A 12,237-nucleotide genomic window follows, 5' to 3' on the forward strand; every position below is an offset into this window, starting at 1 on the left:
CCTCCTCCCCCGCGCCCTCCCTCTCCTTCCTCCTCCGTGGACGCCATCCGCCGCACTGGCGCGGGGGAGGAGGCGGCGCCGCTCGCTCATCCGTCCCGTGTGGTCGTCTCGGATGCCGCGACGCGACCGCACGGGACGGATGAAGGGGTGCGGCGGGCGGCGACGCGGCGCTCGGTAGGCTGGTGCGGTGAGCGAAACGACACCGCACGGCACGAACGACGGCGCCCTCTGGGGGGCGCGCTTCGCCTCCGGACCCTCGCCGGAGCTGGCGGCGCTCAGCCGCTCGACCCACTTCGACTGGGTGCTCGCGCCCTACGACCTCGCCGGCTCGCACGCGCACGCAGCCGCGCTCGCCGCGGCGGGCTACCTGACGGGCGACGAGGAGGCCCGCATGCACGCCGGTCTCGACGCCCTCGCCGCCGCCGTGCAGGACGGCACCCTGGTCGCGCAGCCCGGCGACGAGGACGTCCACGGCGCCCTCGAGGCCGCGCTCATCGCGGAGATCGGCCCCGCGCTCGGCGGCAAACTGCGCGCCGGTCGCAGCCGCAACGACCAGATCGCGACGCTGGTGCGGCTCTATCTGCTCGACCACGCGCGCGTCATCGCCCGCGATCTGCTGCGCGTGATCGACGCGATCGTCGCGCAGGCGGACGCGCACCCCGACGCGATCATGCCCGGTCGCACGCACCTGCAGCACGCGCAGCCGATCCTGCTCGCGCACCACCTGCAGGCCCACGGCTGGCCGCTCGTGCGCGACCTCGAGCGCCTGCGCGACTGGTCGGCGCGTGCCGCCGTCTCGCCCTACGGCGGGGGAGCGCTCGCCGGCGCGACGCTCGGTCTCGACCCGCAGCTGGTGGCCGATCGGCTGGGGCTCGACCGGCCCGCCGAGAACTCCCTCGACGGCACGAGCGCGCGCGACGTCGTCGCCGAGTTCGCCTTCATCGCCGCGATGATCGCGGTCGACATCTCGCGTTTCGCCGAGGACGTCATCATCTGGAACACCCGCGAGTTCGGTTTCGTCACCCTCGACGACGGCTACTCCACGGGTTCGAGCATCATGCCGCAGAAGAAGAACCCCGACATCGCCGAGCTCGCGCGCGGCAAAGCGGGCCGGCTCATCGGCAACCTGTCCGGACTGCTCGCGACGCTGAAGGCGCTGCCGCTGGCCTACAACCGCGATCTGCAGGAGGACAAGGAGCCCGTCTTCGATTCGGTGCTCACGCTCGAGACCGTGCTCCCCGCCTTCGCCGGGATGATCGCGACGCTGCGCTTCGACACGGAGCGGATGGCGGCGCTCGCGCCGGCCGGCTTCTCCCTCGCCACGGATGTCGCGGAGTGGCTCGTGAAGCAGGGCGTGCCGTTCCGCGACGCCCACGAGATCTCCGGCGCCCTCGTGCGGGCGTGCGAAGACCGGGGCATCGGCCTCGAGGATGCCGACGACGCGCTCCTCGCCGAGGTGTCGCCGCAGCTGACACCGGCGGTGCGGCAGGTGCTCTCGATCGAAGGGTCGGTCTCCAGCCGGACGGGGGCCGGCGGCACCGCCGGCGTGCGGGTGGCGGAGCAGCGCGCCGAGCTCGTGGCGCGGGCGCAGAGCGCGGCGCATACGCTGATCGATCCGAAATAACAGCCAGAGCCTGATAATTCAGGAATATCAGCTATAAGCTGGTCTTATGAGCGTCGCCGTCATCGCCGACATCGTCGGATCGCGCACCCTCCCCGACCGGGCGGGTGCGCAACGCGCGCTCGAAGACGCCGTGGCGCGGGTCGAGGAGGATCTCCCGCTCGCCGAGCGTGCCCTGCGTCCCACGGTCGGCGACGAGCTGCAGGGCGTCTATCCGTCGTTGGAGGCCGCGATGGCCGCCCTGCTCATGCTCCGGCTGGCCCTGCCGGACGGCATCGACTGCCGGTTCGGCATCGGCGTCGGCGCGCTCGGCGAGGTCCCCTCCCGCGTCGGCGCGCTCGCCGAAGGCCCCGGCTGGTGGGCGGCGCGGGAGGCGATCGACGTCATCCACGCCAAGCAGGCGCGGACGATCCCCGGCGCGCGCACGTGGATCGCCGCCGCCGCCGATGTCGCCGACCCCGGCATCCGGGTCGCGAACGCCTACCTCCTGGCCCGCGATCGCATCGTCAGCGAGATGACCGCGCGCGCCCGGCGCCTGACCTACGGCCGGCTGCGCGGAGCGACGCAGGCCGAGCTCGCATCGACCGAGGGGATCACCCAGTCGGCCGTCTCGCAGGCCCTCGGCTCCGCGGGCGCCGCGGCGCTGATCGAGGGGTTCCGCCAGCTGATCGAGGCCGGGGACGTCGAACCGGGCAGCTGAGTCACCAGATCGCGAGCCACACGACGCCGGCCACGGCGCACGCCCAGAGCAGGCTCGCCAGCGTGCCGACGATGAACCGCTCGCGCGCGGCGGGGGTCGCGAGCTCGGTGAAGCGGCCGACGCCCTTCACCGCGACGACCACCGCGACCGCACCGGGAAAGCCCGCCACGATCCCGAGGGCGGTGCACGCCCGCTCGAGGTAGCCGATCGTCGTGCCGCCGCGGAGGATCTCCTCCTCGCGCGGAGGGCCGCCCGCGCTCTCGGCCATCATCTCGACGAGGATGCCGCCGCGCGGCCCCACCGAGGTGCGTCCGCCGTCCGCGATCCCCAGCACCCAGCGGGTGAACGGGTCGCCGCCGACCACCGCGAGCGCGACGCCGGGAAGGGCCAGCAGCACGCCGAAGACGACCGGGACCGTGAACGGGAGGATGCTGAGGACGACCAGGGCCACCGCCACGATCGCTGCCGCGGCCGCCAGCATCGCGCCGCGCGGGCGGCGGAGGGAGAGCGTGACGAGCACGAGGGCGGCGCAGAGCGCGGCGAAGACGGCGATCACGACGATCGTCGTGACGATCGCGTCGGTCTGCGGGTCCATGCCCGTCAGTCTCGCACGCGCCTCCGACCCGGCGGCGTCGGCGGGCCCGGGCCCCGGCATCCGGCGCTGATAGCCTGGGTCGCGTGTCTGAAACCGCCTTCGTGAGTGCCTCCGCGCCCGCGCGCGCACTGGCCCCCGCCAACGATCCGTCGTTCGAGAACGTCTGGGACGAGATCGTCTGGCGCGGACTCGTGCACGTGTCCACCGACCAGACCGCTCTGCGCGATCTGCTGGGCGGCGAGCCGATCACGTACTACTGCGGTTTCGACCCGACGGCGCCCAGCCTGCACCTCGGCAACCTCGTGCAGCTGCTGCTCATGCGCCGTCTGCAGCTCGCCGGGCACCGCCCCCTGGGCCTCGTCGGAGGCTCGACCGGACTGATCGGCGACCCGCGCCCGACCGCCGAGCGCACCCTCAACACCAAGGACACGGTCGCCGAGTGGGTCGCCGCGCTGCGCGCGCAGGTCGAGCGGTTCCTCAGCTTCGAGGGCGACAACGCCGCGCGCATGGTGAACAACCTCGACTGGACCGCGCCGATGAGCGCGATCGACTTCCTCCGCGAGATCGGGAAGCACTACCGCGTCGGCACGATGCTCAAGAAGGATGCCGTCGCGGCCCGCCTGAACTCCGAAGCCGGCATCAGCTACACCGAGTTCAGCTACCAGATCCTGCAGGGGATGGACTACCTCGAGCTGCACCGCCAGTACGGGTGCGTGCTGCAGACCGGCGGATCCGACCAGTGGGGCAACCTCACGAGCGGCGCCGACCTCATCCACCGCGTCGAGGGCACCTCCGTGCACGCGATCGGCACCCCGCTGATCACGAACAGCGACGGCACGAAGTTCGGCAAGAGCGAGGGCAACGCCATCTGGCTGGATGCCGCGATGTGCAGCCCGTACCGCATGTACCAGTTCTGGTTGAACACCGACGATGCGGATGTCGTCGAGCGCCTCAAGATCTTCACGTTCCTCACCCGCGCCGAGATCGAGCAGTACGCCGAGCTCGTCGCGGCGGAGCCGTTCCGTCGCGCGGCGCAGAAGCGTCTCGCCCTCGAGGTGACCACGACGGTGCACGGCCCGGAGGCCGCGGCCGCCGTGATCGCGGCATCCGAGGCGCTGTTCGGAGCGGGGGATCTGTCCGCGCTCGACGCGGCGACGCTGCGCACCGCGCTGGAGGAGCTGCCGCACGCCGCCATCGCCGCCGGGACGACGGTCGTGCAGGCGCTCGTGGAGACGGGCCTGTGCACGAGCCTCAGCGAGGCGCGCCGTTCCATCGCCCAGGGCGGGGTCAGCCTCGACGGGGTCAAGATCGACGACGAGTCCACGGCGATCACGGGCACGCTGCCGGGTGGAGTCGCGGTGCTGCGCCGCGGCAAGAAGACCCTCGCCGGGCTCTTCGTCGCGCCCGCGGTCTGATCCGGTTCGCCACCGAACGCCGGGAGTCGCATGCCGTTCACCGTCTCGCACGCCGTGGTGGCGCTGCCGTTCGTGCGCACGCCGCTGCTGCCCGCGGCGGTCGCGATCGGGGCGATGACGCCCGACCTCCCGCTGTTCGTCCGCGGGACGCCGGTGTCGTACCAGCTGACGCACACGAACCTCGCCGTGTCCACCCTCATCGCCGCCGGACTGACCGTGCTGTGGTACCTCCTGCTGCGTCCCGCCGTCCGGGCGCTGTCGCCGACCTGGCTCGCCGCGCGGCTGCCGGCGGAGTGGGACCGTGTCGGCATCCCCGCGTGGTGGAGCCGCCGGTCCGCGTGGGCCTCGGCACTGCTGGCCGCGCTCTCGCTGCTGCTGGGCGTCGCCTCCCACATCGCGTGGGACGCGTTCACGCACGAGGGGCGATGGGGGACGACTCTGTTCCCCGCCCTCGACGAGCGCTGGGGGCCTCTGCTCGGCCTCAAGTGGCTGCAGTACGGCTCGAGCGCGTTCGGTCTGATCGTGCTGGCCGTCGCCGCGTTCCTCTGGCTGCGCCGTCGTCCGCCGTCCACCCCGGCCACCGGCATCCCCGCGGCCGTGCGCTGGTCGTGGTGGCTGTCGCTGCCGCTCGTCCTGGTGTGCGCCTGGGCGATCGGCGTCGTCGTCCACGGTCCGTTCACGTCCGCGTGGACCGTGCAGCACCTGGCCTACCGGGTGCTGCCGCCGGCGTGCGCCGTGTGGGGCGCCGCGACGCTCGTCCTGTGCATCGCCATCGCGGTGCGCCGGCGCCGTGCGGCGTGACGGCGAGCCCGCGACCGCGGTAATGTGAACGTGCACATCGAAGGCGAGGGCACCGTGTCGGCTGGCGAGGAGAAGGCGCGTAGCGCGAGCATCCGCGACGTCGCGCGTGCCGCCGACGTGTCGTACCAGACCGTCTCCAGAGTGCTCAACGGGCACCCCTCGATCCGGCCGGAGACCAAGCAGCGCGTGCTCGACGCGATGGCCGATCTGAAGTACCGGCCCAACCAGGCCGCGCGCGCCCTCGTCACGAGCCGATCGCAGACGCTGGGCGTCGTGCTGGGCTCGCGCGGGGAGTACGGCCCGTCGTCGAGTCTCGCCGCGCTCGAGGATGCGGCCCGCGAACGCGGCTACTGGGTGAACTCCGCCTATCTGCGCGACACGCGTCCGGAGACCATCGCCGCCGCCGTCGAGCACCTGCGACGCCAATCGGTCGAGGGCATCATCGTGCACGCGCCGCAAGTGCGGGTGTTCGACGTGCTCGCCGAGCTCGACGTGGACATCCCCTACCTCGGACTGCACAGCGCCGAGCGCGGGATCGCCGAGCTCGCCGACGACCAGGTGCGGGGGGCCCGCCTCGCGACCGAGCACCTCATCGGCCTCGGCCATGCCGAGATCGTGCATCTGGCCGGCCCTCAGGACTGGATCGAGGCGGAGAGCCGGATGCAGGGCTACCTGCACGCGCTCTCCGACGCCGATCTGCCGACGCGACCTCCCATCCTCGGCGACTGGACGGCGGACTTCGGCTATCACGCCGCCGTGGAGCTGTCGCGGCGGCTCGACTTCACCGCCGTCTTCGCGGCGAACGACGCCATGGCGCTGGGCATGATCCACGGCTTCCGCGACGTGGGCGTCGACGTTCCGCGTCAGGTGAGCGTCGTGGGCTTCGACGACATCCCGCTCGCCGCCCACGGGTGGCCGCCGCTCACGACGGTGCACCAGCAGTTCGCGGGGCTGGGGGAGCGCGCCATGATCGCGCTGCTGCGCGCGATCGGCGCGCCGGACGTCGCGGTGGATGCCGTTGACGGCATGAATCTGGAGCCGTCCCTCGTCGTCCGCGAGTCGTGCGCGGCGCCGATCTCCGCCCGAAGATGACGCTTCGATAACGGCGGATTCGGGCGATTGACAACGTCGCTCGGAGGGTGCACGATGTTCAAGCGATGTGAACGGTCACATTGACGCTCGATCAAAGAAGAACGACAACCGACGACGAGGAGGTCGCGCACGATGGCGGATGCAGTGCCGATCCTGGAGATGCGCTCCATCACGAAGGAGTTCCCGGGGGTGAAGGCCCTCAGCGACGTCTCGATCACGGTCGCGGCCGGCGAGGTCCACGCGATCTGCGGCGAGAACGGCGCGGGCAAGTCGACGCTCATGAAGGTGCTCTCGGGGGTCTACCCCTACGGCACCTACAGCGGCGACATCTGGTACCGCGGGGAGGTCGTGCAGTTCCGCGACATCCGTGCCAGCGAGAACGCCGGCATCGCGATCATCCATCAGGAGCTCGCGCTGATCCCCGAGCTGTCGATCACGGAGAACATCTTCCTGGGCAACGAGATCGGCCGCGGCGGCGTCATCGACTGGGCCCAGGCGCGGCTGCGCGCCGTGGACCTGCTCGCCCGCGTCGGCTTGCGCGACGACCCCGACACGCAGATCAAGCACCTCGGCGTCGGCAAGCAGCAGCTCGTCGAGATCGCGAAGGCCCTCGCCAAGGACGTCAAGCTCCTGATCCTGGACGAGCCGACGGCGGCCCTGAACGAGGACGACTCCCAGCACCTGCTGGATCTGATCCTCTCCCTCAAGGGGAAGGGCATCACCTCGATCATCATCAGCCACAAGCTCAACGAGATCGAGCAGATCGCCGACTCGATCACCATCATCCGCGACGGGCGCACGATCGAGACCCTGGACGTCGCCTCCGGCACCGTCGACGAGGACCGCATCATCCGCGGGATGGTGGGGCGCTCGCTGGAGAGCCGCTTCCCCGACCGCACGCCACACATCGGCGAGGTGTTCTTTGAGGTGCGCGACTGGACGGTGCGCCACCCGCAGATCCCCGAGCGGCTGGTCGCCAAGCACTCGAACCTCCACGTCCGCCGCGGCGAGATCGTCGGCATCGCCGGTCTCATGGGCGCCGGCCGCACCGAGCTCGCGATGAGCCTGTTCGGCCGCTCGTACGGCGTGTACGAGTCGGGCCAGATCCTCATCGACGGCAAGGAGGTCGTGATCAAGGACGTACAGTCCGCGATCGATCACGGCATGGCCTACGTGAGCGAGGACCGGAAGGTCCTCGGGCTGAACCTCCTCGACACGATCAAGCGCTCCATCGTCGCGGCGAAGCTGTCCAAGATCGCGCGCAACGGCGTCATCGACCCGTACGCCGAGAACGACATCGCCGACGACTACCGCAAGAAGCTCAGGATCAAGACCCCGAGCGTCGACGTCGGCGTCTCGAAGCTGTCCGGCGGCAACCAGCAGAAGGTCGTGCTGGCGAAGTGGATGTTCACCGACCCGGAGCTGCTCATCCTCGACGAGCCGACACGCGGCATCGACGTGGGGGCCAAGTACGAGATCTACACGATCGTCCAGCAGCTGGCCGCGCAGGGCAAGGGCGTGATCCTCATCTCCAGCGAGCTGCCCGAGCTGCTCGGCATCTCCGACCGCATCTACACGATCTTCGAGGGCCAGATCACGGATGATCTGCCCGTCGCTGAAGCAACCCCCGAGAACCTCATGCGCAGCATGACCTCCGCACGACAGAAGGCACAACGATGAGCACCGAGACGGTACCCACCAAGAGCTCAGGCGGTTTCTCCGACCTGAAGAAGATGTTCGGGGGGAGCACCTCCTCCCTCCGACAGTTCGGCATCCTGGCGTCGCTGATCGCCATCATCCTGATCTTCCAGATCTGGACCGGCGGCACGACCCTGTCGCCGCAGAACCTCATCAACGTCGTCAGCCAGCAGTCCTACATCCTGATCCTCGCGATCGGCATGGTGATGGTCATCATCATGGGCCACATCGACCTGTCGGTCGGCTCGGTCGCCGCCTTCGTCGGGATCATCGTCGCCAAGTCGATGAACGAGTGGAACACCCCGTGGCCGCTCGCCATCGCGATCGGCCTCGTCGTCGGCGCGCTCGTCGGCGCCTGGCAGGGGTTCTGGGTGGCGTACGTGGGCGTGCCCGCCTTCATCGTGACCCTCGCCGGCATGCTCATCTTCCGCGGCGGCAACCAGTGGATCGGGCAGTCGACGACGACCCCCGTGCCGCCGGAGTACAGCTACATCGGCTCGGGCTACCTCCCGGAGCTGCCCATCGCGGTCGACTTCAACGTGCTCACGATGCTCCTGGGGCTCATCGGCGTGGCCTGGATCGTCTACAACGAGTGGCGCCTGCGCCGCCAGCAGGCCAAGATCGGTGCCGAGTCCGCCCCCGTGTGGGTGTCGGTGGTCAAGGTGGTCATCCTCTCCGCCGCGATCCTCTGGGCCGCGTGGCTGTTCGCGACCGGCCGCCCCGGCACGAGCTTCCCGATCTCGGGCGTCATCCTGCTGGTGCTCGTGGTCATCTACTCCTTCGTCACCAACCGCACCGTGTTCGGCCGCCACATCTACGCCGTCGGCGGCAACCGCCTCGCGGCCGCGCTGTCGGGCGTGAAGGACCGTCGCGTCGACTTCTTCGTGATGATGAACATGTCGGTGCTCGCGGCGATCGCCGGCATGATCTACGTCGGTCGCGCCACGGCATCCGGCCCCCAGGACGGCAACGGCTGGGAGCTGGACGCGATCGCGGCCGTCTTCATCGGCGGCGCCGCGGTGTCGGGCGGCATCGGCACGGTGATCGGCTCGATCATCGGCGGCCTGGTCATGGCCTTCCTCAACAACGGGCTCCAGCTCATCGGCGCCGGCGCCGACTCGGTGTCGATCACGAAGGGCCTCGTCCTTCTGCTCGCCGTCGCCGTCGACGTCATCAGCAAGCGTCGCGGCGGCCCGTCCATCATCGGTCTGCTCATGCGCCGTCGCGACCGGAGCACCGAGCTGATCACAGACGTCCCCGCCGTCATACCGACGTCGGGCACGAACGAGTCGAGCCAGCCGGCCGACCTCCCCAAGGTGTAGGTCCGGGACCGACTCGCCTCACCCTCACCAGAGAAAGTGATGAATCAATGAAGAGAATCGCTCTTGCGGCAGCCACGGTGGCCGCCGTCACGGCACTCGCGCTCACCGGCTGCTCGAGCTCCGGGCGCGGCGGCGACGCGACCGCATCGGCGGGCGCGGCGGCGGGCTTCGCCGCGGACGCCACGATCGGCATCGCCCTGCCCGACAAGACGTCGGAGAACTGGGTGCTCGCCGGCGGTCTGTTCGAGGACGGTCTGAAGGCGGCCGGCTTCAAGGCGGACGTGCAGTACGCCCCGGCATCCAACACGGTCGCCGAGCAGCAGAACCAGATCTCGGCCATGATCACCAACGGCGCCAAGGTCATCGTCATCGGCGCCAAGGACGGCAAGCAGCTCGGCACGCAGCTGCAGCAGGCGGCGGATGCCGGTGTCACGGTGATCGCCTACGACCGCCTCATCGAGAACACGCCGAACGTGAACTACTACGTCGCGTTCGACAACTTCAAGGTCGGCGAGCTGCAGGGCCAGGCCCTGCTCGACGGCCTCGAGAAGCGCTCGGGCCACGGTGCGCCGTGGAACGTGGAGCTGTTCTCCGGCTCGCCCGACGACGCCAACTCGGCGGTCTTCTTCAACGGCGCCATGAAGGTGCTGCAGCCGAAGATCGACGACGGCACCCTCAAGGTCGTGTCGGGTCAGACCGACATCCAGCAGACGGCCACGCAGGGCTGGAAGGCCGAGAACGCACAGAGCCGGATGGACTCGCTGCTCGCCGCCAACTACACGTCGGCGACGATCGACGGCGTCCTGTCGCCGAACGACACGCTGGCGCGCGCCATCATCACCTCGGTGAAGCAGGCCGGCAAGAACATCTCGCAGTTCACCGTGACCGGTCAGGACTCTGAGGCCGAGTCGGTCAAGTCGATCATGGCGGGCGAGCAGTACTCGACCATCAACAAGGACACCTCGCTGCTGGTCGCCCAGACCATCAAGATGATCCAGTCGCTCCAGAAGGGCGGGGCGCCGGAGGTCAACGACACCACCCAGTACGACAACGGTGTCAAGGTCGTCCCGGCGTACCTGCTGCCGCCGGTCATCGTCACCAAGGAGAACGCGGCCGAGGCCTACGCCAACAGCCCGAAGCTCCTCGAGATCGTCAAGGCCGCCCAGTAAGCGACCCTGCCTCTCACGACGGCCCTCGCTCTGCGGAGCGGGGGCCGTCGCCGTTCAGCGCGGCAGCCAGGCGGGAGCGTCGCCGCCCCACTCCCGCGGCGCGGCGAAGCGCGGGGGAGCGCCCGCGTAGGCGATCGCGGGAGCCGCCGTCACGACGCTCCGGCCCCCCACCGTGAAGCGCTGCAGATGGCGATCGGGGTCGGGGACGGGGGCCAGATCGTCCACCCCCGGTCGTGCGCGCGGCATCCCGAGGAGCTCGGCGGCGATGCGCCGCAGCGACGTCTCGACGAGCCAGCTCCCGCCCTCCGCGCGCCGGCGGCGCAGCGTCGCCATCGTGTGGGCGGCCAGCAGGTAGCCCGCCGTGTGATCCAGTGCCTGCGCCGGGAGGGCTCCGGGAACGTCGGCCGTCGTGGACTCGATCCACGAGATACCGGATGCCGCCTGGACGAGACTGTCGAAACCCCGCCCTCCGCTCTCGCCCCAGGCGCTCAGCCGTACGACCACGACACCCGGCCGCAGTGCGGCCAGTGCGTCGGGCGACAGGTCCAGGCGCGTGAGCGCGGCCGGACGATAGCCCAGCACGATCGTGTCGGCTTCCGCGGCGAGGCGCCGGAACACCGCGCGATCGGCGGGACGGTCCAGGTCGAGGAGGGTGCTCCTCTTGCCCTGGCCCGTATCGAGGTGCTGGGCGGCCGGCTCGGGCAGACGGGGGGAGTCGACGCGGAGGACGTCGGCGCCCAGGAGTGCCAGGGTGCGCGTCGCCACCGGGCCGGCGATGACGCGGGTCAGATCCAGCACGCGGATGCCGCGCAGCGGCGCATCGGCGGGCGACGCGCGCCCGGGGCGCGGGGCCGCCTCCCCGATGCGTGTCACCGACACCGCGGGGGAGGCGCGCAGGCGCTCGTCGGTGGCGTGCTGCGCCGGGACGACGGCGACGCACAGCCCGCCCGCGGCCGTGATCGACGCCTCCGCGTGCGCCGTGGAGAGCGTCGCCAGCCGCTCCCGCACCCGCTCGGCATCATCCGCGGCGGCGGAGGCCTCGGCCGCGCCCGCCGCGTCGAGCCCGAGGGCGGAGCGCAGCGCGCGGGCGTGGTGGGGATAGTTCGCGTGCGTGCGCACCCAGCCGTCCCGCGTGCGGAAGAAGCCCGACAGCGGGGCGAACGCGGTGATCGGTGCGTCGTCCAGACGCATCCACCGCTCGCTCGTGTACGCGACCGTCACGGCAGCCGGATCCGGGTCGACCGGCGCCGCGCCCGCCCATCTGGCGGCTTCGTCGCCCGCGGCGCGGACGGCCGCGCGGGCGAGGCGGCCGACGGGGAGACGCGCGTGGAGCGGACGGGTGTCCATGTGGGGGAGCCTACGACCCGCGACGCCGCAGGACGGCGGCGCGGAGGGCGCGACACGCCCGAGATGCAGCCCAGATTTGCCCGATGTCGGCACGCCGCGTAAGTTATTACTTGTTCGCCCCACAGGGAAGAGCGAAGGGCCGGAAGGCCTCGCCCCCTCAAGCGGAGAACCACCCCCATCCCAAACCTCTCGGTAGAGAGAACAGGACTTCTGGTCTAGGATGGGAATCCTCCCTCCTCGAGATCGTCGCAGACGGATCGTGGGAGTGAGTGCGGCAGACGCGAGAGCGACTCTGCCGCCGCAGCGAGTCCTGCGTGGATCCTCCTTCGGGATGTGTCCGTGCCGAGCTCGTCGCACACGTGACGTTGCCCCGTGAAGAGAGCCGAGAGGCTGGAACACGGGAGCATCCGATCCTTGAGAACTCAACAGCGTGCACTTGTCAAATGCCAAATAACCTCGTCTCAGCTTCGGCTGGGT

The 12,237-nt window shown here is 70.5% G+C and carries 10 protein-coding genes; 8 read left to right on the forward strand and 2 right to left on the reverse strand.

All coding sequences use genetic code 11. The features are described from left to right. The first annotated feature begins 187 nt into the window (after positions 1 to 187). Entirely contained in the window at positions 188 to 1,624 is a 1,437-nt protein-coding gene (gene argH, locus AC1Q49_RS15310) for an argininosuccinate lyase (protein ID WP_101306545.1), read from the forward strand. 46 nt (positions 1,625 to 1,670) lie between these two features. Beyond that, entirely contained in the window at positions 1,671 to 2,321 is a 651-nt protein-coding gene (locus tag AC1Q49_RS15315) for a SatD family protein (RefSeq protein WP_492493207.1), read from the forward strand. A gap of 1 nt (position 2,322) precedes the next feature. Here the strand turns inward: AC1Q49_RS15315 and AC1Q49_RS15320 are convergent, their stop codons facing one another. Next, on the reverse strand, positions 2,323 to 2,916 hold the full coding sequence (locus tag AC1Q49_RS15320; RefSeq protein WP_060959524.1) for a hypothetical protein: 594 nt from the start codon (positions 2,914 to 2,916) through the stop codon (positions 2,323 to 2,325). A gap of 83 nt (positions 2,917 to 2,999) precedes the next feature. On the opposite strand from AC1Q49_RS15320, the gene tyrS reads away from it, so the two are divergent. The 6 genes from tyrS to AC1Q49_RS15350 all read left to right on the forward strand — a co-directional run bounded on the left by tyrS (position 3,000) and on the right by AC1Q49_RS15350 (position 10,413). Further along, positions 3,000 to 4,331, forward strand: a complete 1,332-nt coding sequence (gene tyrS, locus AC1Q49_RS15325; protein ID WP_060959525.1) for a tyrosine--tRNA ligase — start codon at positions 3,000 to 3,002, stop codon at positions 4,329 to 4,331. A 30-nt stretch (positions 4,332 to 4,361) separates the two neighbouring features. Continuing rightward, positions 4,362 to 5,132, forward strand: a complete 771-nt coding sequence (locus AC1Q49_RS15330) for a DUF4184 family protein (RefSeq protein ID WP_492493210.1) — start codon at positions 4,362 to 4,364, stop codon at positions 5,130 to 5,132. 24 nt (positions 5,133 to 5,156) lie between these two features. Beyond that, on the forward strand, positions 5,157 to 6,224 hold the full coding sequence (locus AC1Q49_RS15335) for a LacI family DNA-binding transcriptional regulator (protein WP_191008754.1): 1,068 nt from the start codon (positions 5,157 to 5,159) through the stop codon (positions 6,222 to 6,224). Between the two features lie 132 nt (positions 6,225 to 6,356). Further along, positions 6,357 to 7,904 carry a multiple monosaccharide ABC transporter ATP-binding protein gene (gene mmsA, locus AC1Q49_RS15340; protein ID WP_061782150.1) on the forward strand — a complete coding sequence of 516 codons (1,548 nt, stop codon included), beginning with the start codon at positions 6,357 to 6,359 and terminating at the stop codon, positions 7,902 to 7,904. Further along, a complete protein-coding gene (gene mmsB / locus AC1Q49_RS15345; RefSeq protein WP_060959529.1) occupies positions 7,901 to 9,244 on the forward strand; it encodes a multiple monosaccharide ABC transporter permease in 1,344 nt (447 codons plus the stop codon). The genes mmsA and mmsB overlap by 4 nt, the downstream gene beginning before the upstream one ends. Before the next feature lie 47 nt (positions 9,245 to 9,291). Then, positions 9,292 to 10,413: a substrate-binding domain-containing protein gene (locus AC1Q49_RS15350; protein WP_492493213.1), complete on the forward strand. Its 1,122-nt coding sequence runs from the start codon at positions 9,292 to 9,294 to the stop codon at positions 10,411 to 10,413. Positions 10,414 to 10,467: 54 nt separating this feature from the next. Here the strand turns inward: AC1Q49_RS15350 and AC1Q49_RS15355 are convergent, their stop codons facing one another. Next, on the reverse strand, positions 10,468 to 11,760 hold the full coding sequence (locus AC1Q49_RS15355; RefSeq protein WP_492493215.1) for a CoA transferase: 1,293 nt from the start codon (positions 11,758 to 11,760) through the stop codon (positions 10,468 to 10,470). Positions 11,761 to 12,237 lie beyond the last annotated feature (477 nt).

Source organism: Microbacterium sp. MPR-TSA4, assembly GCF_058792815.1.